We start from the raw sequence: 25,795 nt of genomic DNA, 5'->3' as shown, positions 1-25,795 counted from the left end.
GGGATGGCGAGCGTGAAGAACTTCCATCATCCGGGAGACCTCGACCCCTACCCGGCCACCGACGCGCTCACCCGACTACACCCTCGTTCGCGAAGAGCCGATCTGGTTCTTTGAAATCCGTCATGACCTTCGCCGACAGCACTATGGGGCTGAGTTTGCAAGGCATCTGATCAGCCACTACGCAGGTTACCCCTTGATCGCTTTCTCCGAAGGCGCTGACGAGTTTTGGGTAGGAATTGGCTGGCACTATTACCCGCGTAAAGACGGGGATCCCCATTACCGCAAGCTCTTCGTTTCCCGGAAGATCGGCCCATGACCCTCGCTCGCTGGAAGTGAACCAGTCAAGCGGCTAAATCGTAGTTGGCGCGTGTTTGTATCCGTTGTGGCATGAGAGTTTCGCAGATTGCCACGGCTTGGTCTGAGGTGCTCGACGCGAACGGCAAACAGCTCGCCATCGGACGCGGCACGTTCTTAGCTTCGGCAGCAGGGGTGGCGCCGTGATCGACGGGTACCCCTTCACCAATCTGGGCGACGCCATCGCACTCGAGCTCCCCGATGCGGAAGCCATCACGTTTCGCGACGGCGACATGACGCAGCGCATCACTTTCGGGGAGTTCAACGATCAGGCAGACGCGGTGGCCAGCCAACTGCTTGCGCGAGGGCTCACGTCGGGGGAGCGCATCGCCATCGTCGGGCGAAACTCGATCGAGTGGCTGACCGCCTTCTACGGCGTACTGCGGGCGGGGCTGGTGGCCGTGCCGCTCAGCTTCAAATTTCCTCCCGAAGTGCTGCGCTATGCGCTCGAGAATTCGCAGAGCACGCTGGCCCTCGTCGACGACGCATCCCGGCTCGAGGCAGTGGGCGCGGAGACGCCGTCGCTGACCTTCGCTGAGGCCAGCGCAGCGCCTGGCGTGACCCCGCAACGGCACCGTCGCGATGGCTCGGATGCGGCGATGATCCTGTACACCTCCGGGTCAACGGGGAAGCCGAAGGGCGTGGTGCTTTCGCACGATTCGCACCTGTGGGTGCTGTCGCTGGGGCAGCACACCTTCGGAGATGCGACGGACGTTACCGCTATCGTCGCGGCTCCGCTCTACCACATGAATGCCCTAGCCAACGTGCAAGGAGCGCTGGCTGCAGGGCGGCGCGTGGTCATCGCCGGCGGCTTTGATGCCCAAGAGTTTCTGCGCGTGGTCGCCGCAGAATCCGTGACGCGGCTCACCGGTGTTCCGCCCATGTTCGCGCTGCTCGTGCAGCAGCGTGCCCTCATCGAGGAGCTCGACCTCAGCTCGGTGCAAGAGGTGTACATGGGCTCCTCGCCCGCGTCGAACTCGCTGTTTACCCAGCTGCGCGAGGCCTTCCCCGGCGCTGCCATCATTTTCGGCTATGGCACGACGGAGTCTGGCCCCGTCGCGTTCACCCGGCATCCGCAACTTCCCACCCCCGACGGGTCCGTCGGCGTTGTGAATCCTGCCGTCGATGTGCGCCTTGTCGATCGGCAGGGACGGGAAGCCAGCCAGGGCGAGCTCGAGATCCGCACCGGGGCGCTGTTCACGGAGTATTTCCGCCGCCCCGACGTCGCTTCGCCCTTCACGCCTGACGGTTACTACCGCACGGGTGACGAGTTTCGTCGCGACGAGCATGGCTTCTACTTCTTCACAGGACGAGCGGACGACATGTTCACCTCCGGCGGTGAGAACGTGTATCCGCGCGCGGTGGAAGCAGCGCTCGAAGCGCACGACGCCGTCGCGGAAGCCGTCGTGGTTCCGGTGCCCGACGAGGTGAAGGGCAGCAAGCCCGTCGCGTTTGTTGTCGCGGCGCCGGGACATGTCGTCGATGAGGCGGCGTTGAAGGCTTGGTCGTTGACGAAGCTCGAACCCTACGCGCACCCGCGCCAGGTGTTCACGCTGGATGCGATGCCGCTGTCGCAGACCAATAAGGTCGACCGCAGCCTGCTCGCGCAGCGTGCCCGCGAGGAGGTGAGCAAGCCATGACCGCCGTCGCAATATCTCGTCGTCCGGCGCTTCGAAGCCTCCGCCTGTGGCTGCCCGTTGCCACCGTGGTCGCGCTCGTCGGCCTGTGGGAGCTGGTGGTACGCGTCGACTTGGTGTCACGACGGTATTCACCACCGCCGACGGTCATCGTCGCTGAACTGGCACGGATGCTCGGAGAGGCCGATCTGTGGATCGCCCTCGGCAATACCCTCACCGGGTGGGGGATCAGCCTGCTGATCTCCGTGGTGGCAGGCACCGCGCTGGGCCTGCTTCTCGGACGCGTTGCCGCGTTGTCGGCGCTGTTCAGCCTGATCATCGAGTTCCTGCGCCCGATCCCGTCGATTGCCATGATTCCGCTCGCCATCCTCATTCTGGGCACGGCTCGCCCCACCGAGGTCTTCCTCGCCACCTACGCCGGGTTCTTCCAGATGCTCGTCGCCGCCATCGGCGCGGCCGGGGTGGTAGATCCGGTCAGCGTGCAGACGGCCCGCAGCTTCGGACTCTCACCATGGCAGCAAGTGCGGCACGTGCTGATCCCATCCATGCTGCCGCGCTTAGTGACCGGCATCCGCATCGCGAGCTCCACGGTGCTGATCTTCTGCATCACCGCTGAACTCGTCGCCGGGGTACCTGGGCTCGGCGCACAGCTCGGTGCCGCCCGAAGCGTCGGGAACACCGCCCGCATGTACGCCTACGTCGTGGTGATTGGCCTCGTCGGCTATCTGCTTGCCGAGGCGCTGAAAGCGATCGAGAAGAAAGCGCTGTTCTGGGACCCGTCGGTGAGGAGCGCACAGCGATGAAACCAATCACCCGCAATGTCCTCGCCGTGCTCGGCGCCGTCGTCGCACTCACCGTGTGGTTCCTGGCTACGGACAACGCCGGCTCCATCTACTTCCCACCGCTCAGCGAGGTGTTGGAGAGCGTGTGGGAATACTGGTTCACCGGCGCCGGCCAGAAGCACCTTGTCTCGAGCCTCGCGAACCTCTTCGCAGGGCTCGGCATCGGTATCGCGCTCGGGTTCCTGCTCGGCATCGTCATCGGGCAGCAGCGCCTGGTGCGTATTGCGCTGACACCCGCACTCGAGTTCGTCCGGGCAATTCCCGCCACGGCGCTGATCCCATTCGCGATGGTGATCTTCGGGTTGGGGCCCAGCATGAAGATCTTCATCATCGCGCTGGGCACGTTCTTCCCGGTCCTGCTGAACGTCATCGACGGGGTACGTGAGCTCCCAGAACAGTCGCGCGACACCGCCCGCAGCTTCGGCATCCGCGGGTGGCAGTACCAACGTCGAATCGTGATTCCGGCCGTCGTTCCGCGGCTCGTGGCAGGCATCCAGATCGCCATCCCACTGTCGTTGGTGCTGGTGGTCACCAGCGAGATGACCGGCACGAACATCGGCATTGGTTTCGTGCTGATCGGGGCGCAACAATCCTTCAACCAGGTGTCGGTGTGGGGCGCGATCGTGCTCCTCGGCATCCTCGGCATCCTTCTGAGCGGCGCATTCACCCTGGTCCAGCGCCGCATCCTCGCCTGGGACCGGGCACGCAACGCATTAGGAGATCACTGATATGGCGCTGCTGGAAATCCGCAATCTCTCGAAAACCTACGCACCCAGAAACCGACGAGGCACGGCGACGCCGGTGCTCGACGGCATGGAGTTCGCCGTCGACGAAGGGGAGTTCTTCACCATTGTCGGTCCCTCCGGCGCGGGAAAGACGACGCTGCTGCGCTGTATCTCCGGGTTGTCGGAGCCGACGTCGGGAGAGGTGTTGCTCGCTGGCAAGGCCATTGAGGGGCCGCCCCGGCAGCTCGCACCGGTCTTTCAGGACTATTCCCGCTCGCTGTATCCGTGGCTGACGGTGGCGAAGAACGTCGCCCTGCCGCTGGAGGCCTCGGGAGAATCGTCGACGGAGGTGGCGCGTCGGGTGGACCAGGCGCTCACCCAAGTAGGCCTTGCCGGCGAAGACGACAAGTACCCCTGGCAGCTGTCCGGCGGCATGCAACAACGCGTTGCCATCGCGCGGGCGCTGGCCTACGAAGCGGAGCTCCTCGTCCTCGACGAGCCGTTCGCTGCCGTCGACGCCCAGACTCGCGCCGACTTGGAAGATCTGCTGCTGCGCGTGCGCGACGAGACGGGCGCGACATTCCTATTCGTCACCCACGACGTCGACGAGGCGGTGTATCTATCCGACCGGGTTGCCGTCGTCTCGAAGTCACCCAGCCGAGTAGAGAAGATCGTCACCATCGACCTGCCGCGTGAACGCTCGCAGCTCGATACGAAGGCCATTCCCAGATTTGGAGAACTCCGTGCGGAGGTCTTCGCGACGATCCGCCACCTGGTCGTCGAACCCCAACCCGAACCCGAATACATCATCTGATCGGAGTAACCATGCACAAGATTCGTCACGTCGCCGCTGCTGCGCTCGCCGCAGCTTTACTGATGGCTTCCGGTTGCTCCGGCGGCCCGGAAGCGAAGAAGGATGCCGACGGCAACGTCGAGCTCACTATCCAGCACATCACCACCTCCGACTCCGTGCCGCTCTACCTGGGCATCGAGCAGGGCTTTTTCGCTGACGAGGGGCTGAACGTGAAGGTGGAGATCGCGGAGAGTGGTTCCGCCATCATCCCGAGTGTCATCAACGGTGAATCGCCCATTGGCTACGCCAACGTGATTTCCGACCTCGCCGCGATCGACGAGGGCCTCGACGTCCGGTTCGTCGTCAACTGCTGCGGCACCGGAACTGATGTGGAGCAGGACACGTCGAACATCTTCGTGCTCGAGGATTCCAAGATCCAGGGCCCGGAGGATCTTCCTGGCAAGCGCATCGCCGTGAACTCGCTGAAGAATCTCGGCGACGTCACCATCCCCGTCGCGTTGCAGAAGAAGGGGATAGATCCGAAGGGCATCGAGTGGGTTCCCATGAACTACTCCGACATGGGCGCAGCGCTGGAACGCGGCGACGTGGATGCCATCTGGCAGGTTGACCCGTTCCGCACACTCGCTGTGGATGCCGGATATCGGCCAATTCTCTCGAACTTCGTCGAGGCCATTCCGGACACTACGCTCGGCTACTACATCACCAGCGGGAAATTCGCTGAGGCGAATCCGGAGGTGCTGCAGAAATTCCAACGGGCGATGAGCAAAGCAAACGAGTACGCCACCGAGCATCCCGACGAGTTCCGCAAGCTCGCCGTGGAGAAGATCAAACTCGACCCCGCGGTGGCCGACAAGATCAACATCGCCGCCTTCAAACCCGGCCTCGACGTCGAATCGCTCAAGACGATGGGCGCACATGCCAAGGAATTCGGCATCATCAAAGAGGAGCCCAACTACGACGAGCACGTGATCCAGCCCGAAGGCTGATCGCGGCGGTTAGCGGCCGAAGAGATGGCCCTGGATCGACGCGATGAGAGCATCCAGCGACTGCGGCAGCTGCTGCAGGTGCCAATCCTCGGGGGCGTGGAACCAGCTGATCGCATCCGGATCTGGAGTGGTATCGCGATCGGCGGCCACCATCGCGTTGACCCAGCGCTCCTTGCCGCCCAGCACCACCGCATACGGCAGGAACTTGGAGATCTCTCGAAGCTCCTTGCCTGGTGGCATGACTTCGGTGCTCTGTTGGGCGAGCACGGCTGAGAACCCGTGCAGCCCGGCCAACAGCGCCGCGCCCTTGGCCGAACGACGGGGCATCTCGCCGGCGATGAAGAGCGCACCCACCCCGACGGTGACCACCGCGAGCCCGACGAGCCCCCATGTGGTCAGCCAGGCAAGCAACCCAGTGGCGATCAGGCCCACGATGAGCAACGCGGCGCCGATGGTGCGCGAATCGGTGCGCGACGCGTCGGGGCGCTTTGCGAACCAACCGCTCTCCACGACGTCGTCGTAGAGCGCATGCTGCAAGTCAGATACGCATGGGCCGACGGCCTGCTGAATCTGGGAGACGAGCACGGGAGTTCCGTCGACGGGAGCGACCGCATCCAGCAAGATGCGCTCGTACTTACGCAGGCTGCTCGTGTCATCGTTGAGGCGCGTGAACGTCCAATCCATACCGCCTGGCACATGCAGCTGTTCGATGCGAAGGAAACCACGCACGGCGAGATCGAGGATGGTCGCCGTGACGTCGATCGGATCGACAGATTCGTCCGCGACGGTGCCGATCTGGCCTGGTCGGATGTTCTCGCGCAACCGAAACTCGCTGACTCCCTCAGCCACCGGATGGAACTCGCCAATGACCGTGGGTGCGGCGGTGGCCACCTCGTCGCGGCCCACACGGCGGTGCCACTGCCATAGTGCGACGGCGCCCACCAGCAGCACACCGAGGGATACCAAGCCGGTGACGAAGGTGAGGGAGAACGCGCGATCAAGCGTCCAGCGGGTGTGCACCGTCGCGGTGGAGGCTACCTGGTTTGCGGGCTGACTACCCGAGATTTGGATGGTCTGCCCTGGCTCAATCGGCCCGTCCTCGAAGCTGATCGGCACCGGCTTGTCGCGATCGATGTTCCAGGAGAAGCAGTTGTGCGGGGTGCTCGGATTGCCCGCGGCGCACTCAAAATCCGGTGGGATGGCAAGTAGCGCCACGCTGCCCTTCACGTTCTGAACGCTCATGTTCAGCCCGCCGACCACTGGCCAGGAGAAATGACGCACATCCTCTTGCCCGGCGGGCGTCGACGTGGTTCCTGTGACGGTGTACGCAATCGTGATGGGCTTGCCGCCCGACTTGCTCGGATCCACCTTCACAGTGACAGCGTCGGAGTTTTCGTCGACGGTGTGCTCGAGCTGACTACCTTCTGCAGTGACAGCGACGTCTGAGACGTCGTAGAGGAACCTCCTCAAGTCGCCGAGGGGAGAGTGCTTGGGGATGCGCATCTGCAAGTCGCTGCCCATGGCATCACCGGTGAGTGTGCTCGTCACGGTGAGGGTGCCGTCGGCCTTCAACTCGGCGGAGACATCGAGTGCATCGACGCTGTTGTCAGCGCGTGCGGGCATGGCCAGCATTGCGAGGGTCAAGAGGCCCAGGGAGATGCTGAGCAGCAGGCGATGGATCTTCGACACGGTCACTCTTTCGTCGGGACTTGCACACTATTGCACACGGGCGTGTCATGCGCACCGGCGCCTGCGTGAGCGAGGGGTGGCCCTCTCGTGGGTTACGGTTGTGGCGTGACTATGCCCCCCAATGCCCCCCGTAACGGGTTCGGTGCGTCGCCGTTCCACAGCCCTCCCGGGCGCCAGGCGCCATCGTGGGCCAACCCCTACGCCCGCCAACCCAGCTCACACGGTCAGCGGTGGGGTGCGCCGTCGAATCAACAGGGGGGTGCGCCGATGCCGGGGTGGCAAGGGCCGCAGACGCAGCCGCTGCCACAGCAGCAGTTTGGGTACCCCCAACAATTCCGGCCAGGTGGTTTCGATCCGCGGTATCGGCCCGGTCTGAATCCCGGTGGGCCTCCCTTCGCGCCCGGTCAGTATCCGCCCGCCTATCCGTGGCCGCCGCCCCAGCAGAAGTCCGGCAGTCTGTGGTGGCTACTGCTGCCGGTCGTCGTGCTTGGCATGATGATGGGATACTTCGTTTTGACCCAGTCGGCGAAGGGGCCAGGCTCCACCGGTGGTGGAACTCCGGGCAGCAACGACGAGGTTGTCTACGTCAATGAGGAGTACCAGGTTCCTGGCGCGGGGCAAGGGCCTTCCGAGGTGGTGGATTCGTACAACGACCCCAGCTTGCTTGATAGCAATAAGTTCTACCAGCAGAAGGTGCCAGAGCCAGTGCGCTGTGAAGCGCCCGACGTGTCTAACATCCGCGATGCTGATGAGCTGGAACAACGGCTCCAAGCACTGTCTGAATGTCTCACCCGCACCTTTGGCCCGCCGCTCGAAGCCGCAGGGTACAAGCAGTATCAGCCGCGCGTTAAGGTCTACGAAGGTAACGGTGGCAACAGCCCATGCGGTGAGCTGGAGCCCCGGAACGCATTCTTCTGCGCAGCCAACCAGGGTATCTACTTCTCCGCCGAGCTGGTGGACGTGATCGGCGACGATCAGACCGTCTGGGACTACGTGATGGCGCACGAGTATGGGCACAACGTGCAGGGTCGCAACGGCATCCTGGTACAGCGGCATTACTCGATGCGCGATGCGAAGAGCAAGCCGCAGGCGTTCGAGTTGAACCGTCGTCTCGAGGTGCAGGCTGATTGCCTTGCCGCGTCGTTCATTCAGTCGGTCACCGTCTCGCTGGGGTATGACTCAGGCGATTACCGCTCCGTGGTGAAGGCTGCGGAGTTCGTGGGCGATCCGCCGGATGCCGAGGAACCGCTCCACGGGGTGAGCGCGTCGCGAGGGCTCTGGACGGAGCGAGGGCTGAAGGCTTCGACGTACCAGGAGTGCAACTCCTTCGTCGCGCCTTCCCGCGAAGTGAAATAGCGCCGACGAGGCGCGTCACTGGGGCGCGCGGCTGGTGTGGTCGAGCTTGAGCGGTTTACTGCGCGACGAGCGACTTCTTGTAGATAGCGTAGTACTCGGCGGGCTTCGTGGCATCGTCCACCTGGGGCACTTCGGGGTCGTCGACGATCAAATGCTCGCCGATGGGGGAGTAGCCGAGCGAGACATACAGCGGGATCGCCTTTTCGTTGTTGGGGTCAACGGCGAGGAACACGGCCTCGTGCCCGCGCCTACGAGCTTCCTCTTCGAGCCACTGAGAAAGCGCTCGCCCAGCGCCGCGGCGGCGCGCCTGCGGGTACACCCACATGTTGCGCAGCTCGGGTGTCCACTGGTAGTCGTCGGTGATGTCCAGCAGCGCGGTGCCGAGCGGCGTGTCCTCGTCGAATGCGGCAGCAAAGAGCAAGGTTCCGTCGGCGGAGGCCTCGAAGTGAACATCGACGAGGTTCAGGTCTGGGCGCGCCTGATGCTCGCGTAGGGCGGGAAGGTCGCGTTCCTCAACAAGGCGTACGACGATAGGCATGGCCTCTCCTCACGGTTGCTCGAACGATTATGGTGTGAGCCTACCCGCCAAGGGTGCAGTTGGGGGAAGGTGCGTCCAAGTGGTAGCATCGCCGGGTTGCCGTTTGATCGGCCACGGCCCAAAAAGAGCTCCGACAGCACCCGCGACCGGAGCGCCGTGCAGCGAGCTGGAAGGAGCACCTACTATGGACGCTGCGGAAAAGAAGAAGATTATTGAAGAGTACGCCACCAAGCCTGGTGACACCGGCTCGCCCGACGTGCAGATCGCGCTACTCAGCAAGCGCATCGCGCACCTCACCGAGCACCTCAAGAGCCACAAAGGTGACCACCACTCCCGTCGTGGTTTGATGCTGATGGTTGGTCAACGTCGTCGCTTGCTGAACTACGTCGCGAAGCAGGACATCGAGCACTACCGTGAGTTGATCGCCCGCCTCGGCCTGCGTCGCTGAACCTTCGTAGGCGGATCGCTTCGAGGGAGCCGGAATAAGGAATGTGGGATTCCACCGTTTTCGGTGGAATCCCACATTCCTTATTGGGAGGAACGTCACGGGGGGCAAGGCAGAGACGTCGTTGGGGCGCGCCGTCGGTGGCTGCATGGGGCGTTGAAATCGGGGCATTTCGCGTCGCGTCCGCTAGCATGGTAGGCGACAACCGCATAGATAGTCTCATCGCCGCCCAACCGGAGTGGCTCTGGTCCTCGGTAGTGACCTTCGGGTGTGATTCCCCGCGGGCCTCGATCGAAGACCGGGTACTCCACGGCGGTTCGTCATGTTTGGGCGGCACTAGCGAAAGGAACCCTGCACCAATGGCAGGACTTGAGTACACCGAAGCCGTGATTGACAACGGCTCGTACGGCAAACACGTCGTGCGCTTCGAAGCGGGCCAACTCGCGCAGCAGGCCGACGGCTCCGCAGCCGTTTACATCGACGACGACACCATGTTGCTCGCAGCCACGTGTGCGCAGAAGACGCCACGTGACGCGATCGATTTCTTCCCGCTCACCGTCGACATTGAAGAACGTATGTACGCAGCCGGCAAGATCCCCGGCTCTTTCTTCCGACGCGAAGGGCGCCCCGGCGAGGCCGCCATCTTGGCCGCTCGCCTGATCGACCGGCCGCTGCGTCCCGCATTCGTCAAGGGCTTGCGCAATGAGGTGCAGGTGATCGTCACCGTCATGGCGCTGAACCCCGACGTGTACTACGACGTGGTCGCCATCAATGCCGCGTCCATGTCTACCCAGCTCGCTGGGCTGCCGTTCTCGGGTCCCATCGGCGGTGTTCGCGTCGCCCTCATCGACGACACTTGGGTGTGTTTCCCCACCGTCGAGCAGGTACACAAGTCGACCTTCCAGATGGTGGTTGCGGGTCGCGTCCTCGACGACGGCGACGTCGCCATCATGATGGTGGAGGCCGGCGGCACCGACGCCACCTGGGAGCTCGTGCGTGGCGGCAAGACCGCCCCGACCGAGGAGGTCGTCGGGCAAGGTCTCGAAGCCGCGAAGCCGTTCATCAAGACGCTGTGCGACGCTCAAGCTGAGCTCGCCGCCAAATTGCCGAAGGAAACGTACGACTTCCCCGTCTTCCTCGATTACCAGGACGACGTGTACGCCGCCGTCGAGGAGCTAGCGAAGGACCGTATCGCTGAGGCGATGACCATCCCCGGCAAACAGGATCGCGACGACGCCACGCACGCCATCCGCCAGGATGTGCAGGAGCAGCTCGCGGAGAAGTTCGAAGACCGCGAGAACGAGATTGCTGCTGCGCTGAAGGCCATTACGAAAAAGATTGTGCGTCACCGCACGCTTACCGAGGGCGTGCGTATCGACGGGCGCGGCGTCACCGATATTCGTGCGCTGTCCGCCGAGGTTGCTGTGGTGCCGCGCGTGCACGGCTCAGCGCTGTTCCAGCGCGGCGAAACCCAAATTCTTGGCGTGTCTACGCTGAACATGCTGGACATGGAGCAGAAGATCGACACGCTCTCGCCCGAGCACACTAAGCGCTACATGCACAACTACAACTTCCCCCCGTACTCCACGGGTGAGACGGGCCGCGTCGGTTCGCCGAAGCGTCGCGAGGTTGGTCACGGTGCGCTCGCCGAACGTGCGCTTGTGCCGGTGCTGCCCACGCGCGAGGAGTTCCCCTACGCCATCCGTCAGGTTTCCGAGGCACTGGGCTCGAATGGCTCCACGTCGATGGGTTCGGTGTGTGCCTCGACGATGTCGCTGCTGAACGCCGGTGTGCCGCTGCGCGCCGCCGTTGCGGGTATCGCCATGGGTCTCATGAGCGAGGAACTCGACGGCGAGACGCACTATGTCGCGCTCACCGACATCCTCGGCGCGGAAGACGCCCTGGGCGACATGGACTTCAAGGTGGCCGGCACCCGCGACTTCGTCACCGCCCTCCAGCTGGACACCAAGCTCAACGGCATTCCCGCCAGCGAGCTGCAGAAGGCGCTGCTGCAGGCCCGCGACGCGCGTCACACGCTGCTCGACGTGATGGGCGAAGCCATCGATGTACCGGACGAGATGAGCCCCTACGCGCCACGTATCGTCGCGATCAAGGTACCCGTCGACAAGATCGGTGAGGTCATCGGCCCCAAGGGCAAGATGATCAACCAGATCCAGGACGAGACCGGCGCCAACATTTCTATCGAGGACGATGGCACCGTCTACGTGGGCGCTGAGGACGGCGCGGCTGCCGACGCGGCCATCGCTCAGATCAACGCTATCGCCAACCCGCACATGCCGGAGAAGGGCGAGCGGTTCCTCGGCACCGTCGTGAAGACCACCACCTTCGGCGCGTTCGTCTCGTTGCTGCCTGGCAAGGACGGTCTGCTGCACATCTCGAAGCTGCGCGCGCTCGCCGGTGGCAAGCGCGTCGAGAACGTCGACGATGTGGTCAGCGTCGGCCAGAAGCTCCAGGTTGAGATCTCCGACATTGATGACCGCGGCAAGCTCTCGCTCGTGCCCGTCATCGAGGAAGAAGAGCGCCAGGAGGAGCGCTCCGAGGAGGAGTGAGTTCCGTTCATCCAGGTGATCGCGGCCGGCCATTGCTCATTGGGGCAGGGCCGGCCGTGGCACGTCCGTGGGAGGTCGCATCCTTGGTGCGGACCCTGCTGGTAGAACTGAAGTAGTACGAAGCGATGGACTCGCCCGAACCATGCAGGAGGTAACCAGCATGAATGCAACCAAGGTTGGCGTTTTTGGCGTCAGCGGCAAGATGGGTAGCCAGGTAGTGACAGCCGTCGAGGAAGCCGACAGCATGGTGTTTACGGGCGGCTCCGATCTTGAGGCGCCCCGAGAAGCCATCAAGGACGCTCAAGTGGTCGTCGACTTCACCCATCCCGATGCGGTGATGGACAACATTGAATGGGCACTTGAACGCGGCCTGGACATGGTGATCGGCACCACCGGATTCGACGAAGCCCGGCTGCAGCGGGTGCGCACATTGTGCGACGAACACCCCGGCGTGGGCGTCCTCATCGCGTCGAACTTCTCCATCGGGGCGAATCTGCTGATGCGGTTCTCAGAACTCGCGGCGAAGTACTACCCGTCGGTGGAAATTGTGGAGCTGCACCACCCCCACAAGGCCGATGCCCCGTCAGGTACGGCGACGACGACCGCGCAGCGGATTGCCGCGGTGCGCGAGGAGGAGCGCATGGATCCGGTGCCAGATGCGACGGTGCACGACGAGCTGGGTGCCCGGGGTGCGCAGGTCGAGGGCATTCACGTGCACGCGGTGCGCTTGCAGGGGCTCGTTGCTCATCAGGAGGTGCTTTTTGGTGCGGCAGGTGAGAGTCTCACGCTCCGTCACGACTCCTTTGACCGGGCTTCGTTCATGCCCGGCGTCATTGCCGCAATCGAGCACGTGCGCACTCACAAGGGCCTCACCCTCGGGCTCTCCGACGTGCTGGGAATCTGACGCCTCTGAGCCCGCCACCCAGCCTCACTCACATAAGGAATGCTGGAACCCACCAAAATAGGTGGGTTCCAGCATTCTTTATCGACGACGTCCGAGCGCGCCGCAGATGATTTCGACACGCCGCTTTCAGCGGCGGCTCAATCATCGGGTGGAAGGATGCCTGATGATTGAGTAGCGCCCGAAGGGCGCGTATCGAAATCATCCCAGCAGGTTTCGATACGCCCACTGCGTGGGCTACTCAACCACCGGCAACAACCTGCCGCCCCACCTCACGCAATCCCGGTGTGGAACCGGGTGAGCTTCAGCGAATGCTCGCCGTCTTCGGTGGCTGCTTCCTGGTGGGCGCCGTCGGCACCCCAGCCGCCGGACAGTAGGAACTCGTGCATGACGTCGTCGGTGGTGGGAACCCACATGGTGGCGACGGTGAACCCGTCGGTGCGCAGCGTGTCCACGGCGGCCTGCATGAGGCGCGAGCCGTGGCCCTGTCCGCGCGCGGCCGGGTCGACGACCAGCTCCGCGAGTTCCCCGTCGGTGGGGCCGGCGTCGGGGTCGTCGGACGGCTTGGTGACCGCGAACCCGACGATTCCCGCCTCGCCCAGCGCGACGAGCACCCGCATCGTGGCGAGCGGGGGACGGGCGATGGCCCCATGCCACAGCTGGGTGGCTTGCTCGGCGCTCACCTCGTCGAGCATCACAGCGAGGCTGGGCTGTGTGTTCCAGACGCGACGTTGGATGCGCGCGACGTCGACAGCTTCGGCGGGCATAGCGAGACGGACCGTGTTGATCATGCGCACAGTCTATTGTCCGCTAGCGTTGGGGGTATGACCGAACTGCGTACGCCACCGAAGCTGAAGCCAGGCACTTTGCGTGTCATTCCCCTTGGCGGGTTGGGTGATGTGGGCCGCAACATGACGGCCTTCGAAATCGACGGTGAGATCGCGCTCGTCGATTGCGGCGTGCTATTCCCGGAGGACACGCACCCAGGCGTCGACCTCATCCTACCCGGCCTTGACTACCTGAAAGATCGCCTCGACGATGTGGTGGCGCTCGTGCTTACCCACGGCCATGAGGACCACATTGGTGCTGTGCCGTATCTGCTGAAGATGCGCCCCGACATCCCCGTCTATGGGTCGCGCCTCACGCTGGCGTTCGTCGCGGCCAAGCTGCGCGAGCATCGGTTGCGCAACTTCGAGCTCATCGATGTGAAGGAAGGCGACGAGGTCCGCGTCGGCGGTTACGAGTTCGAGTTCCTCGCGGTGAACCACTCCATCCCCGATGCTCTCGCTGTCGCCATTCGCACGAAGGCCGGCGTCGTGTTGCACACGGGCGACTTCAAGATGGACCAACTTCCACTCGACGGTCGCATCACGGATCTGCGAGGGTTCGCACGTCTTGGTACGAAGGGCGTCGATCTGTTCCTCGTCGACTCTACGAACGCAGAAACCCCAGGCTTTACCACGCACGAGGTCGACATCGAACCGGCTATGACCAGGGTGTTCGATCAATCCAAGGGCAAGCTCATCGTTGCGTGCTTCGCCAGCCACGTGCACCGCGTGCAGCAGGTGCTCGACCAGGCGGTGTTGCACGGCCGCAAGGTGTGTTATGTGGGGCGCTCGATGGTGCGCAACATGTCCACCGCCCGCGATCTGGGCTACCTCAAGGTGCCACCGGGCATCATGATCGAGCTCAAGGATCTCTCCAATTACCGCGACGACGAAGTGGTGGTCATCTCGACGGGGTCGCAGGGCGAGCCGCTCGCCGCGCTCAGCCGAATCGCAAACCGAGAGCATCCACATATCGAGGTGGGGGAGGGCGACACCGTCCTACTCGCCAGCTCCCTGATTCCGGGCAACGAGAACTCTGTGTATCGCGTGATCAACGGACTGACGAAACTCGGGGCCAACGTCGTGCACAAGGGCAATGCGCTCGTGCACGTCTCCGGGCATGCGTCGGCGGGCGAGCTGCTGTATTGCTACAACATTCTCCGGCCTAAGAACGTGATGCCGGTGCACGGTGAGGTGCGGCATCTCGTGGCGAACGGCAATCTTGCGAAGAAGACCGGCATCCGGGAAGAGAACGTCGTCATCGTGGAGGACGGCGGTGTGGTCGACCTGGTGAAGGGGCAAGCCAAGGTGGTCGGTAAAGTCGACGCAAGTTACATCTTCGTTGATGGCTCCACCGTGGGTGACGTGTCCGACGCCGTGAGCGACCGCCTCATTCTGGGTGAGGAGGGCTTCATCTCGATCATCACCGTTGTGAGCCTGCATAACAAGGAAGTGATCTCCGGGCCCATCATCAACGCCCGCGGATTTGCAGAGGAAGACACCGTGTTCGACGAGGTGCATCTGCAGATCTATGACGCCCTGCAGGAAGCGATGCGCGACGGCGTGGAGGACACGCATCGACTCCAGCAGGTGGTGCGTCGCACGATTGGGCAGTGGGTATCGAAGAAGCTTCGGCGTCGACCCATGATCGTGCCCGTGGTGATTACGACCTGAGCGGACGGCGTTGTAGGGAATCGTGAGGGAACTGGGCGTCCAGGCAACTGCGCAGTTGATCTTCACCGCCAATGTCAGCGGAGAACGAAACACTTCGGTGATCGGGTCAGTGCACGCCGGCCCGATCACCGAAGTGAGAGGGAACGACCAAGTGTGACCTGACCGTCCCTCGCTTGCGCTTTATTCCATTCGCATGCTGACTGCGGTTTGGGCGTCGGCGTTAGCCTCTCGGATGCGGTCAGTGAGATCGGAGTAGAACTCATCATAGGGATCCTTAATGCCCCAGCCTCGGCCCAGGTTCTCAATGTATCCGCACCAGTGCCAGCCGATGATCCAAGGTTCGGCCATGACTCTGGCGATTCCTTGTGCGTAGTCCTCGCCACGCTCAGCATGAGTGTGCATGTCGCTGGTACGGTGCGGGTTCATTTCAGTGGGAACCCAGTTTCCGATGTCGGCGATTACCACGGGTTTGCCCGTGACGTCATGCCACTGACGGAGGTCGGAGATCATCGTCGTGTATTCGGTCTCCGTCTTGCCGGTGAAGTACTGAACCGAGAGTACATCGACGAATGGCACCATGGCGCGCAGCACGGTCTCGGGAATTCCTTTGTTTCCGTTGTAGCGGTCGCCGAGGATAAGGTGATTTGGATCGTATCGGCGAATCGCTTCGGTCACGGTCTTGTAGTACTGCGTGGCTACCTCGAAGAGCTTCGCGTCGTGTTCCTCGGGCGACAGGCCTTCAAAGCCTGGCCAGAAACGACCAGAAGCATGGGGCAGCCAGGCGGGAATATCAACCAAGAAATACCCGATCAGGTTCCGACTGTTCTTATGGTCGGATGTCATACGCCGTGCGATCCAGTCTGCATACTTTTGGAAATCTTCGCTGTATACATCACGGAATGCTGGGTGACCGTTCCAATCTTCGATTTCCTGCACCCGGATCTGTACCACGTAGGGCATGCCGGCGTCGAGCAGAAGCTCATCGGGCCAGGGAGAGGAGTGGCCGAGATCGATGGGATCCCCGAACCAGTCCAACGCCTTGCCCCAGTCTCCGCTGATGTACTGGCCAGTCCACCCGATGGTGTTGAAGTTGAGATCTTCAAGATCCCGAACAACACCCTTCGTCCATTCCCTACGAGTGCCATATTTCCGGTCAAACACGTCTACGTTATGCGGATAGCGCAGATCGCTGTCATCGAGGTGGTTCAAAGCGAGAGATACGAAGGGCTTGCCCAACGGATCTATGAATGCCCATCCACCCGACTTGTTCTGTTGCACTCGAAAGTAGCCCGCATCCTCGGAAGCGTGGTTCTTTCCCATGACTCTTCTCCTTGTAGAGGGTTAGTTATTTGCTTGCCATGCGAAACATCGGCGCGAATCATGTGACGCTGTCAGTCGCCGCGCCCGAGGAAATTGAGGTAGGCAGCCGCGAGCCCTTCTGGGTCTTCTTCCGCCAGCTGGTGCCCCCATGGAAGGATTACGGCGCTCACATCTTCGGCGAGCTCGCGCATCTGCCGTTCGTTGTCTTCACCGATGAAGTACTCGCTGCCTACCGCAAGTACCGGCATCTTGAGCTTGGTCTTGGCTGCTTCCCGGTTCTGATCAGCGTCGTCGAGTGTTGCGCGATAGATCTCGCACATGCTTCGAATGCCACCAGGTGCAGAGTAGCAACGCACGTATTCGTCGAGAGCATCTGGGGTGATGGCCTGCGGATTGTGTGTCTCGTGCTTCATGAAGTAATTGAAGTACTCCCTCTCTCTGCCTGTAATGAGCATTTCAGGGAAATTCGGAACGCTGTAGAAGTTAATGTGCCAAAGCCAGACGTAGGTACTCACATTCTCACGCGTGAGGAAAGAGTAGTCCTCAAGGCCGAACCCGGGAAGAATCATTTCCTGAAAAATCAGTTTCTTGACTCGTTCCGGGTGCTGCGCAGCAACCTGATAGGCAGTGGCGGCGCCCCAGTCTTCTCCGGCAATGAGGAATTGGTCGTATCCCAATTGGGTGGCCAGTTGAGCAATGTCTTCGGCCATGTTCTTCGTATCGTAGCCATCTGCAGGACGTTCCGAATCGCCGAGACCGCGAAGATCGGGCGCGATAACCGTGTAGTAGGGCGTGAGGAGGGGGATCACGCGACGCCAGTGGTACGAAGTCTTCGGCACGCCGTGAAGCAGGAACAGCGGTTCACCCGCTCCTGCTACGGAATAGTGGAGTCGTACTCCATTGACGAGTGCCCGGCCGTGCTTAGCAGGTACTCCTCCATGGTCAGCAATAATCTCCATAGTATATCTCCTTTGATCTATATCAGTTTTACAACTAATGGTCTTATTTAAAGTAATGCCGAGGGCGGGTAATTCCCCTCGGCATTACTATCCTCATTATTTTCGTGCGAAGGCTGCGTCAAAGGCTGCCTGCGGTGGGTCGAAGTTAAGGCCACGGACGAACTCCAACGCATCCAGTGCACCGACGAGTCGATCCATGCCAGCGTCTTCCCACTCGATCGAGAGCGGGCCGTCATAGCCAATGTGATTCAGGGCCCGGATTGCATCGCTCCACGGCACATCGCCATGTCCGACGGAAATGAAATCCCAGCCGCGACGAGGGTCTGCCCAAGGCAGATGCGACGACAGCCGACCGTTGCGGCCACCGTTCAGGCGCAGCTTCGTATCCTTGCAGTGCACGTGATAAATCCGGTCGGCAAAATCCAACAGGTATCCTACGCAGTCAATCTGCTGCCAGACCATGTGGCTCGGGTCCCAGTTGATCCCAAACGCCTCGCGGTGGCCGATGGCCTCGAGCGTGGCCTTCGTAGTCCAGTAGTCGTAGGCGATCTCACTTGGGTGTGTCTCGTGGGCAAACCGAACGCCCACCTCGTCAAAGACGTCAAGGATTGGGTTCCAACGATCAGCGAACTCCTGGTACCCGGCCTTAATTACCGATTCTGCTACTGGCGGGAACATCGCCACGTACTTCCAGATGGGAGAGCCAGCGAATCCGGTGACGATCTTGACACCCATTTTGGCTGCTGCACGTGCCGTGTCAGCCATGCGTTCTGCAGCGCGCCCGCGGACACCTTCGGGATCACCATCTCCCCAGATATCTGCCGGGATCATATCGCGATGGCGATGGTCAATCGGATCGTCGCAGACAGCTTGACCCACGAGATGGTTTGAGAGCGCCCATACGCTCAGCCCATTTCGTTCCAAGATCTCCAATCGACCAGGTATGTAGCTGTCATCGCTCAAGGCCTTGTCTACTTCGAAGTGATCACCCGAGCAGGCGATCTCGAGGCCGTCATAGCCCCATTCTCCGGCGAGGCGGCAAACTTCTTCGAACGGCAGATCTGCCCATTGACCAGTGAAGAGGGTGATTGGTCGCGTCATGATAGCTCCTAATGCAAAAAATGGTTAGGGGGAGTACAAGTACGGGCCCCGAAGGGCCCGCACTCACTTATGGATTCTTATGAATCGACTTTCTGGACATTGGTCCATGCTTCAGCAGCAGCAGATTTAACGATTGCGTCAGCGATCAGCTCAATCTGGTAGCCGTCACGGAAGCTTGGGTCAGCTTCCTGCCCATTAACGATTGCATTGATGAAATCGTATGTCTCGACGATCTTCGTCTCGCCGTAGCCGATGCCCAGCGCAGGGATAGGCCACAGGTTGGCGCCGTACGGATGGTTCGGCCCGGTGTACACCGTGCGGAAGCCACGCCGGTCAGCAGGATCGTCGGAGAAGCAAACCTGCAGCTCGTCGCGACGCTCGTAGTTGAAGTAGATGGAACCCTTCGTGCCGTGGATTTCAAGGGTGATGAAGTTGTTCCGGCCCCACGCATTACGCGTTGCCTCAAGCGAACCAATGGCACCATTCTCAAACTTCAGCAGCGTCACGAGTTCGTCGTCGACATCCACCGCAGCCTTGGGACCGCCGCCCTTCGCGTTGCCCAGCGAGTCCACACCACCGTCCTGTTTGGGGCGCTCTGGAATCCAGGTAGCCAGCATGGAGTTGACTGCCGAAATCTCGCCGACGAGGTAGCGCGCCATGTCAACCACATGCGTGCCGATGTCGCCGAGCGTGCCGGAACCGGCGATGCTCTTCTGGAATCGCCAGGACAACGGTGATTCCGGATCCGCGCTCCAGTCCTGCAGGTAGGTGCCGCGGAAGTTCAAGATGTCGCCGATAGCACCTTCCTCGATGTACTTCTTGGCTAGCGCAACGGCGGGGGTGCGGCGGTAATTGAATGCCACCATGTTCACTACGCCGGCCTTCTTAGCCGCCTCGTACATGCGGCGCGCATCTTCTACTGTGTTCGACAGCGGCTTTTCACAGATGACGTGCTTGCCTGCTTCAGCCGCTGCGATTGCGGCTTCGGCGTGCATGTTGTTCGGTGTGGCGATATCGATGATGTGGATATCGGGATCTTCGATCAAGTCACGCCAGTTCGACGTTGAATGCTCAAATCCATACTGAGCTGCGACGTCCTTCGCGCGCTCGTCGGTAGCTTCAGCGAGCGTCTTGCGGACCGGAATTGCGGGTGCAGGCCAGAAGAACATCGGCATCGCCGCGTAGGCGAGGGAGTGGGCCTTGCCCATGAATCCGCCGCCAATGAGTCCAACGTTGAGCTTTTCCATGGTTATGTTCCTTACTTTCCTTCGTAGCTAAGACCGAACTCTTCGAATAGAGCGTCGATCCGGGTCTTGTTGAGGGCAGCAGCCCCCTTGGGGTCCTCGTGGGCGTCCAATTCGATAACAACCCAACCGTCGAACTTGGCGTCCGCCAGTTCCTTCACGATGGCGCGCATGTCCATGACTCCGTCGCCGAGGGGCTTGAAGTCGAACGGTTCCGGCTGAAAATCCTTGAGGTGAACGATCGGCATCCGGTGGATCCACTTCTTCACGACGGCGGCAGCGTCAGAGCCTGCTGCGGCAATGTGACCAGTGTCGGGGCAGAATGCGATCTTGGAACGCTCGAGCAAGGTGTCAATCTGCTCTGCGGTTTCGCAGATGGTGGTTAGGTGGGGGTGGTAGACGGCCACGAGTCCCTTTTCGGCCGCCATGTCATGAATGGTGTCGAGAGCCTTGGCAAGGAGCGTGTAGTCCTCGTCAGTGGTGCCAGTTGCGCGCTTCGCGCCTCCGCCAACGACGAGGAAGGTCGCCCCGGCAGCGGCAGCAACATCGATCGACTGCTGGACCTTGTGCAGCTCTTCGGGCAGCACCTCGGGATAGATGAAGTTACCGCCGGTGTAGACGCCTGCTAGCTCAACGCAGGCATCCGTGAGTGCCTGCTTGAAGGTAGCCATATCGTCGGCGAAATCCATGACGTTGCCGTCAAAGATTTCGATGCCCTGGTAGCCGCATTCACCGACCTCACGGATGGACTTCAGGGTGTCACCTTCTGAGCGGTAGAAGAGGTCCTTGATGCTGGTGATCCCAGTGGCATCACCACAAATCGGACCCCACGTGTTTGATTCGTATCCAAGTTTCACTTCGATGTTCCTTTCTTGGGTTACTTGTTGTTGAGGTGGTCGGACTGGACGGACTCCCAGGTCCGGGAGCGTGATGAGGCTATGACGGCGTCCGTCAGCTGGGCTGCTCGGAGCCCGTCATCGAAGGTGGGGAGCCCATCTACGTCTTCGCCGCCAAGCTTGCGATAGACATCGTTGATGAGGAATGTGAAAGCTTCCCGGTACCCCTGCGGGTGGCCCGCAGGGGAGTGTGAGTAGGTGCTGGCGGACGGCTGGGCCGTGGTCGGGTCACGCATAACCAGGACATTCTGATCCCGTCCACCAACCCATAGTTGCTCAGGGTTTTCCTGATCGAAGGCAAAGGAAGCATCCGTGCCGTCGAACGAGAACGCGAGCCGGTTCTTACGGCCAGGGGACACCTGACTAGTAACGACGCTACCCGTCGCGCCCTGATCTGTCTCGAAAAGGACGACGCAGCCGTCTTCGGTGCCTTGACGTTCCTGGAAAGCGTTGGCCATGTGGGCGCTCAATTTGACAATGCGATGGCCAGTGACGAATTCCATGAGATCGCACCAATGAACGCCAATATCGGCGAAGGCGCGAGATGCACCACCTACTCGAGGATCCACCCGCCAGTTAGTGTCGCTGGCGCGCGAAAGCCAGTCTTGAAGGTAGGAACCGTGCAACATCCATAGCTTCCCGGCATCACCGCGAGCGATTCGCGCGCGGGCCTCTCGGACATTAGCGTGGAAGCGGTACACGAAGGGCACAGCCGTTACTGCACCCAGATGGTCGGCCTTACGCTGCAGAGCGAGTGCATCGGCCACCGTGGTAGCCAGCGGCTTTTCGCAGATCACTGCCTTGCCGGCATCGAGTGCGGCCATGGCGAGCTCGGCATGAGTGGCGTTGGGTGTGCAGATGTGGACTACGTCAATGCCTGGATCATTGATGAGCTCGAGCGGTTCGCGACTGCTTCGATCGGCACCGAGCTGAGCGGCTGCTGCCTGAGCATTGTCGCCGAAGGTATCGGCCACCATTGCGAGGTGACCTCCTGAGGCCCTCACTGCGTAGGCGTGGATTTTGCCGATCATGCCGGCGCCAACGATGCCGGAGGAGAATTGTGTGCGAGTCATGTTACTTCTTCCTTGCAAGTGCGACGGCGAGGATGATGATGATGCCGCGAACCACTTGCTGTTGACTAGAATCGAGGCCAGCGAGAATTAGACCGTTGTTGATCAGGCTCATGAGCAAGGCGCCAAAGAGCGTGCCAATCACAAATCCGGCACCGCCAAAGAGGCTGGTTCCACCAAGAATTACGGCGGCAATCGCTGACATTTCATCGCCCTGACCCCACTGGAACCGGCCTGAATGTAGCCGGCCTGCATAGAGCATTCCTGCAAGAGCGGCTGCCACGCCTGAGATGAGCAATACGGAGAACTTCATTCGCTTCGTTTTGACGCCGGCGTATTCTGCAGCTTGGCGATTGCCTCCGGTAGCAAGCACCTGTCGACCAAATTTCGTACGGTTCAGTACTATCACGCCTACGATGACAGCGATTGCCATCCAAATGAGCAGACCTGGAATTGGTCCAATATCGCCGCCTCCAAAAATCTGAATGTAGGTTTCATCCATGATCGGCTGAGGTGCAGACGCGGTGATCCATTGAGCAAGTCCGAATGCAATTCCCAACATTCCGAGCGTTACGAGGAACGAGGGGATCCCCAATGTGCTGACCAACGCGCCGTTGATGCCGCCGATGATCACACCTACCGCAAGACCAGCGAGGATTCCAGGGATCAGTCCATAGGTCGCGATAGTCATTGCTGTGACAACACTAGAAAGCCCTGCGACGGAACCGACGCTGAGGTCGATCTCGGCACATGCGATCACAAATGTCATTGCGACGGCCATCACCGTGATCGTTGCAGCTTGTCGGAAAATGTTGACGAGGTTATTTCCGGAAAGGAAACCTTCCTGCCCTAAGAGAATGGCGAAGAAGATAAAAATTAGGACGAATGCAATGTAGATTATGTAGCGTCGCCAGTCGATTTGAGTAACACGTTGTGACAATGTCGACGGCACGGCAGTTTCGGCAGTGGAACTGGCCATGGTTATCCTCCTAGAACCATAAGCTGGAGAGCTTCCTCATCCGGGATATCTTCCCGGTTGAGATTCTTAACAATCGCGCCCCGGCGCATAATGATAATCCGGTCGCTAACAGCGAGAAGCTCGGGGTACTCGGATGAGATCACGATGACGCCGACGCCTTCATCAGCAAGCTCACGAATCATCTCAACGATCTCTGTTTTGGTGCCAATATCAACACCAGCGGTGGGCTCGTCCAGAATCAACACATCGGGTGAGGTGCCGAGCCACTTGGCAATGACGACTTTCTGCTGGTTTCCGCCTGAAAGGCGGTTTACAGGCTTGCTGGGGTCTTGAACCTTCACCCCAAACTGCTCGATGAGCTGTTGAGCCTTCTTACGGCCGCGCTTCGGATCGACCAGTGCTCCTCGCTTCACATCGTCCAAGAGTGGGAGCAGCAGATTCTCGCGGACGGAGTGTTCCAAGACGAGGCCTTGCTCTCGTCGGTCTTCAGGAACCAGCACAATGCCAGCGTCAATGGCATCCTTGGGGCTTCTGACGGTGATCTGTTTGCCCTTGAGCAGGAGTTCACCGGAGTCGATTCGATCGACGCCGAACAGAGCCTGCGCGAGCTCCGTGCGACCACTGCCCATCAGGCCGGCGAGTCCGACAATCTCCCCTCTGCGTACAGTGAATGACACATCTCGGAGCTGCGGGCCCACGGTGACGCCACGGGCTTCAAGGAGCACTTCGTCGCTGATTGTGTCGCGAGCCTGATACACCAGTTGACCGTCAACCTGCTTTCCGACGATGCCCTCCACGATTTGCTCTGGGGTTACCTCATCGAGACGTTTGGTTAGTAGGCGCTGTCCATCGCGGAGGATCGTGATGCGATCCGCAATTCGGTACACCTCATCCATGCGGTGCGAGATGTAGATGATGGCGATGCCTTGCGATTTCAGACGCTCGATCAGTTCAAACAGAGCCTCCACCTCGTGCTTAGCGAGGCTGGCGCTCGGCTCGTCCATGATCAGCACGCGCGCATCCTGCACCAGCGCTTTAGCGATCTCGGTGAGTTGCCAGTATGCCGTTGAGAGAGTACGGACCTCTGCCTTTGGGTTGATCTCGACGCCCATACCGCTCAAGATCACGTGTGCCTTCTCTCGTGCAGCACGATCGTCGATTAATCCCAGTTTGGTTTGTGGTTCGACGGTGAGCGAAATGTTTTGGGCGACGGTCAGTGTCGGAACCAGGCTGAACTCCTGGAAGACCATGCCGATTCCTGCGGCTTTCGCCGATTGTAGGGAATCGATCGCGGTGGCCTTTCCGTCGACGAAGATCTCGCCGGAGTCTTTCGAATAGACGCCTTGGAGGATCTTCATCAAGGTGGATTTACCTGCACCGTTGCCGCCCGCCAGAGCGTGCACTTCGCCGGCCTTCACCTCGAAATCGACGTCACGGAGGACGGGAACACCGCCAAAGCTCTTGTGGATGCCTTGCATCTTGATGATCGCGCGGTCAGTCTCGACGGCGCCATCATTCGTAGCTGTGTTGGCTGCCATGACAGTTACTTCCCCGCGGCTTCTAGGAGATTGGCTGGAGCCTCTTCACCGAAGACGAGTTTCCACGAGTCGACGACATTCTTCTGCTCGACTGCGACGGCACCCAGTGCGACGTAGGGTGGGGCCTGCTTGCCGATCAGGGAGCCCACGGCGAGACGCGCCTCTGTGATGCCCTGGTCGTAGGGTCGTTGTGCACCAAGTCCGATGACGAGGTCATTCTTGGCCATAGCGAGCGCCACGTTGGTGCCTAGATCTTGGGTAGCGATCTTGAGGTCCAAGCGGCCAGATTCGCGAGCCGCTGCCATGACGCCTTCTGCGGGTACATCCCACACTGCCCAGATGCCAGCTAGATCGGCGTGGCGCGTTAGCATCGCATTCGCGGCGCCCTGCGCGTCACCGGCGAAGTCTGGACCAGCGATGCCTTGCTCCGCGACCATTTCGATGTCTGGGTACTGCTCACTGATCGTGCGTTTGAAGCCTTCGTAACGCTGTCGTGTGACGAAGAAGTCTGCTTCATGGAAGATCAGCCCAATCTTGCCTTTGCCGCCCAATCCCTTCGCCATGAGATGAGCTGCTGCGACACCGTTGCCTTCGTTATCAGCGGAGACCATGGACACGTAGTCCTTGCCCGGTTGGAGTCCCTCAGGAACGTTGTCCATGAACACGAGTTTGATACCCGCGTCGGCAGCCTTCTTGTAGGCGGAACTGGTTGCCACCGGGTCCGTCGGGATCGACACGATGATGTCGGGATTCATGGCCATGACGGTCTCGATGTCTGAAACCTGCTTATCGGGTTTGAAGTTGGCGTCGGTGATCGCCAAAATCTTGACGCCCAGCCGACCGAATTCATCCTTCAGCCCCTTGATCTGGGCGTTGGCCCAGTCGTTGCCGCCGTAGTGCATGACGAGGGCAGCCGACAGCCCCATGCTCTTCACCTTGGCCACTTCTTCGTCGGTGAGGTCAGCCTCGCTAGCCAATGCAGCTTCCTCGCCATGGGGGCCCTTGCTGAGCACCTTTTCGGCCATCTCCGTGAGGGCCTTATCCACTTTTGCGTCGATCTCAGGATTGCTTGCTGTTGCGCTGCCTCCTGCCGTGGTGCAGCCGCCGACGAAGAGCAGCGTCGCAATCGCAACCGGGGCCAAGAGCTTCCGAAGTGATCGGTTCATATCGAACTCCTTATGTTGTGCACCATCGCACTTCCGCATTACGTGTACGAACTTATGTTCTTAACGGGCAGAAGTCAAGTCCTCGTCTACACTCGTTCTCGAAACTTCAAATGAAGGAGGTGGACGCCGTGAGTCCTGCGTATAGCTGGGAGTCCCCTCATGGG

At 61.0% G+C, this 25,795-nt stretch carries 22 protein-coding genes; 10 read left to right on the top strand and 12 right to left on the bottom strand.

The annotated features are described in order from the left end of the window. The first annotated feature begins 497 nt into the window (after nt 1-497). Genes Q0X61_RS02010 through Q0X61_RS01990 form a run of 5 tightly spaced genes read left to right on the top strand, consistent with a single transcriptional unit; the run spans nt 498 to nt 5,358 of the window. A complete protein-coding gene (locus Q0X61_RS02010) occupies nt 498-1,994 on the top strand; it encodes a class I adenylate-forming enzyme family protein (protein ID WP_297739834.1) in 1,497 nt (498 codons plus the stop codon). After that, nucleotides 1,991-2,794 carry an ABC transporter permease gene (locus Q0X61_RS02005; protein WP_297739831.1) on the top strand — a complete coding sequence of 268 codons (804 nt, stop codon included), beginning with the start codon at nt 1,991-1,993 and terminating at the stop codon, nt 2,792-2,794. The genes Q0X61_RS02010 and Q0X61_RS02005 overlap by 4 nt, the downstream gene beginning before the upstream one ends. Next, complete coding sequence (locus Q0X61_RS02000; RefSeq protein WP_297739829.1) at nt 2,791-3,561, top strand: ABC transporter permease; 771 nt, start codon at nt 2,791-2,793, stop codon at nt 3,559-3,561. The genes Q0X61_RS02005 and Q0X61_RS02000 overlap by 4 nt, the downstream gene beginning before the upstream one ends. A 1-nt stretch (nt 3,562) precedes the next feature. Beyond that, a complete protein-coding gene (locus Q0X61_RS01995) occupies nt 3,563-4,372 on the top strand; it encodes an ABC transporter ATP-binding protein (RefSeq protein ID WP_297739827.1) in 810 nt (269 codons plus the stop codon). An 11-nt stretch (nt 4,373-4,383) separates the two neighbouring features. Continuing rightward, entirely contained in the window at nt 4,384-5,358 is a 975-nt protein-coding gene (locus tag Q0X61_RS01990; RefSeq protein WP_297739825.1) for an ABC transporter substrate-binding protein, read from the top strand. A gap of 9 nt (nt 5,359-5,367) precedes the next feature. On the opposite strand, the gene Q0X61_RS01985 is transcribed toward Q0X61_RS01990, so the two are convergent. Continuing rightward, a complete protein-coding gene (locus Q0X61_RS01985) occupies nt 5,368-7,047 on the bottom strand; it encodes a DUF2207 domain-containing protein (RefSeq protein ID WP_297739823.1) in 1,680 nt (559 codons plus the stop codon). A 111-nt stretch (nt 7,048-7,158) separates the two neighbouring features. Here Q0X61_RS01985 and Q0X61_RS01980 point away from each other — a divergent pair, with 111 nt between their 5' ends. Continuing rightward, nucleotides 7,159-8,403, top strand: a complete 1,245-nt coding sequence (locus tag Q0X61_RS01980) for a neutral zinc metallopeptidase (protein WP_297739836.1) — start codon at nt 7,159-7,161, stop codon at nt 8,401-8,403. Between the two features lie 55 nt (nt 8,404-8,458). On the opposite strand, the gene Q0X61_RS01975 is transcribed toward Q0X61_RS01980, so the two are convergent. After that, on the bottom strand, nt 8,459-8,941 hold the full coding sequence (locus Q0X61_RS01975) for a GNAT family N-acetyltransferase (RefSeq protein ID WP_297739821.1): 483 nt from the start codon (nt 8,939-8,941) through the stop codon (nt 8,459-8,461). 184 nt (nt 8,942-9,125) lie between these two features. Here Q0X61_RS01975 and rpsO point away from each other — a divergent pair, with 184 nt between their 5' ends. From rpsO to dapB, 3 genes are all read left to right on the top strand, one after another. Beyond that, nucleotides 9,126-9,389, top strand: a complete 264-nt coding sequence (rpsO, locus tag Q0X61_RS01970) for a 30S ribosomal protein S15 (protein WP_297739819.1) — start codon at nt 9,126-9,128, stop codon at nt 9,387-9,389. A gap of 356 nt (nt 9,390-9,745) precedes the next feature. Next, nucleotides 9,746-11,956 carry a polyribonucleotide nucleotidyltransferase gene (locus Q0X61_RS01965; RefSeq protein ID WP_297739817.1) on the top strand — a complete coding sequence of 737 codons (2,211 nt, stop codon included), beginning with the start codon at nt 9,746-9,748 and terminating at the stop codon, nt 11,954-11,956. Between the two features lie 160 nt (nt 11,957-12,116). Further along, nucleotides 12,117-12,860: a 4-hydroxy-tetrahydrodipicolinate reductase gene (gene dapB / locus Q0X61_RS01960; protein ID WP_297739815.1), complete on the top strand. Its 744-nt coding sequence runs from the start codon at nt 12,117-12,119 to the stop codon at nt 12,858-12,860. 269 nt (nt 12,861-13,129) lie between these two features. Here the strand turns inward: dapB and Q0X61_RS01955 are convergent, their stop codons facing one another. Beyond that, nucleotides 13,130-13,648, bottom strand: a complete 519-nt coding sequence (locus tag Q0X61_RS01955) for a GNAT family N-acetyltransferase (protein WP_297739813.1) — start codon at nt 13,646-13,648, stop codon at nt 13,130-13,132. Between the two features lie 33 nt (nt 13,649-13,681). Between Q0X61_RS01955 and Q0X61_RS01950 the strand changes: the two genes are divergently transcribed. Next, nucleotides 13,682-15,358, top strand: coding sequence for a ribonuclease J (locus tag Q0X61_RS01950; protein WP_297739811.1), 1,677 nt, complete (start codon nt 13,682-13,684; stop codon nt 15,356-15,358). A 180-nt stretch (nt 15,359-15,538) separates the two neighbouring features. Here Q0X61_RS01950 and Q0X61_RS01945 read toward each other — a convergent pair whose 3' ends face one another. From Q0X61_RS01945 to Q0X61_RS01905, 9 genes are all read right to left on the bottom strand, one after another. After that, a complete protein-coding gene (locus tag Q0X61_RS01945; RefSeq protein ID WP_297739809.1) occupies nt 15,539-16,678 on the bottom strand; it encodes a hypothetical protein in 1,140 nt (379 codons plus the stop codon). 71 nt (nt 16,679-16,749) lie between these two features. After that, nucleotides 16,750-17,637, bottom strand: coding sequence for an alpha/beta fold hydrolase (locus tag Q0X61_RS01940; protein ID WP_297739807.1), 888 nt, complete (start codon nt 17,635-17,637; stop codon nt 16,750-16,752). A 96-nt stretch (nt 17,638-17,733) separates the two neighbouring features. After that, a complete protein-coding gene (locus Q0X61_RS01935) occupies nt 17,734-18,738 on the bottom strand; it encodes a sugar phosphate isomerase/epimerase (protein WP_297739805.1) in 1,005 nt (334 codons plus the stop codon). Nucleotides 18,739-18,815: 77 nt separating this feature from the next. Beyond that, nucleotides 18,816-19,985, bottom strand: a complete 1,170-nt coding sequence (locus Q0X61_RS01930; protein ID WP_297739803.1) for a Gfo/Idh/MocA family protein — start codon at nt 19,983-19,985, stop codon at nt 18,816-18,818. Nucleotides 19,986-19,996: 11 nt separating this feature from the next. Continuing rightward, on the bottom strand, nt 19,997-20,839 hold the full coding sequence (locus Q0X61_RS01925; protein WP_297739801.1) for a sugar phosphate isomerase/epimerase: 843 nt from the start codon (nt 20,837-20,839) through the stop codon (nt 19,997-19,999). Between the two features lie 20 nt (nt 20,840-20,859). After that, complete coding sequence (locus Q0X61_RS01920; protein ID WP_297739799.1) at nt 20,860-21,951, bottom strand: Gfo/Idh/MocA family protein; 1,092 nt, start codon at nt 21,949-21,951, stop codon at nt 20,860-20,862. A gap of 1 nt (nt 21,952) precedes the next feature. Continuing rightward, entirely contained in the window at nt 21,953-22,927 is a 975-nt protein-coding gene (locus Q0X61_RS01915; RefSeq protein WP_297739797.1) for an ABC transporter permease, read from the bottom strand. 2 nt (nt 22,928-22,929) lie between these two features. Next, nucleotides 22,930-24,465, bottom strand: a complete 1,536-nt coding sequence (locus tag Q0X61_RS01910) for a sugar ABC transporter ATP-binding protein (protein WP_297739795.1) — start codon at nt 24,463-24,465, stop codon at nt 22,930-22,932. Between the two features lie 5 nt (nt 24,466-24,470). Beyond that, nucleotides 24,471-25,631 (bottom strand): substrate-binding domain-containing protein, encoded by a 1,161-nt coding sequence (locus Q0X61_RS01905; RefSeq protein WP_297739793.1) that lies wholly within the window; start codon nt 25,629-25,631, stop codon nt 24,471-24,473. Between the last annotated feature and the right edge of the window lie 164 nt (nt 25,632-25,795).

This window comes from uncultured Tessaracoccus sp., from assembly GCF_947255005.1.
Classification (GTDB): Bacteria; Actinomycetota; Actinomycetes; order Propionibacteriales; family Propionibacteriaceae; genus Arachnia.
The sequence above is the reverse complement of the archived record's forward strand: the minus strand, read 5'-3'. Positions and strand labels throughout refer to the sequence as shown.

Bases quoted from the DNA above. Each gene is read 5' to 3' on its own strand.
- dapB (WP_297739815.1), top strand. From the start codon at position 12,117: ATGAATGCAACCAAGGTTGGCGTTTTTGGCGTCAGCGGCAAGATGGGT.
- Q0X61_RS01920 (WP_297739799.1), bottom strand. From the start codon at position 21,951: ATGACTCGCACACAATTCTCCTCCGGCATCGTTGGCGCCGGCATGATC.
- Q0X61_RS01910 (WP_297739795.1), bottom strand. From the start codon at position 24,465: ATGGCAGCCAACACAGCTACGAATGATGGCGCCGTCGAGACTGACCGC.
- Q0X61_RS01915 (WP_297739797.1), bottom strand. From the start codon at position 22,927: ATGGCCAGTTCCACTGCCGAAACTGCCGTGCCGTCGACATTGTCACAA.
- Q0X61_RS01905 (WP_297739793.1), bottom strand. From the start codon at position 25,631: ATGAACCGATCACTTCGGAAGCTCTTGGCCCCGGTTGCGATTGCGACG.
- Q0X61_RS01965 (WP_297739817.1), top strand. From the start codon at position 9,746: ATGGCAGGACTTGAGTACACCGAAGCCGTGATTGACAACGGCTCGTAC.
- Q0X61_RS01945 (WP_297739809.1), bottom strand. From the start codon at position 16,678: ATGGGAAAGAACCACGCTTCCGAGGATGCGGGCTACTTTCGAGTGCAA.
- Q0X61_RS01930 (WP_297739803.1), bottom strand. From the start codon at position 19,985: ATGGAAAAGCTCAACGTTGGACTCATTGGCGGCGGATTCATGGGCAAG.
- Q0X61_RS01995 (WP_297739827.1), top strand. From the start codon at position 3,563: ATGGCGCTGCTGGAAATCCGCAATCTCTCGAAAACCTACGCACCCAGA.
- Q0X61_RS01935 (WP_297739805.1), bottom strand. From the start codon at position 18,738: ATGACGCGACCAATCACCCTCTTCACTGGTCAATGGGCAGATCTGCCG.
- Q0X61_RS01990 (WP_297739825.1), top strand. From the start codon at position 4,384: ATGCACAAGATTCGTCACGTCGCCGCTGCTGCGCTCGCCGCAGCTTTA.
- Q0X61_RS01975 (WP_297739821.1), bottom strand. From the start codon at position 8,941: ATGCCTATCGTCGTACGCCTTGTTGAGGAACGCGACCTTCCCGCCCTA.
- Q0X61_RS01955 (WP_297739813.1), bottom strand. From the start codon at position 13,648: ATGATCAACACGGTCCGTCTCGCTATGCCCGCCGAAGCTGTCGACGTC.
- Q0X61_RS02005 (WP_297739831.1), top strand. From the start codon at position 1,991: ATGACCGCCGTCGCAATATCTCGTCGTCCGGCGCTTCGAAGCCTCCGC.
- Q0X61_RS01940 (WP_297739807.1), bottom strand. From the start codon at position 17,637: ATGGAGATTATTGCTGACCATGGAGGAGTACCTGCTAAGCACGGCCGG.
- Q0X61_RS01980 (WP_297739836.1), top strand. From the start codon at position 7,159: ATGCCCCCCAATGCCCCCCGTAACGGGTTCGGTGCGTCGCCGTTCCAC.
- rpsO (WP_297739819.1), top strand. From the start codon at position 9,126: ATGGACGCTGCGGAAAAGAAGAAGATTATTGAAGAGTACGCCACCAAG.
- Q0X61_RS02000 (WP_297739829.1), top strand. From the start codon at position 2,791: ATGAAACCAATCACCCGCAATGTCCTCGCCGTGCTCGGCGCCGTCGTC.
- Q0X61_RS01950 (WP_297739811.1), top strand. From the start codon at position 13,682: ATGACCGAACTGCGTACGCCACCGAAGCTGAAGCCAGGCACTTTGCGT.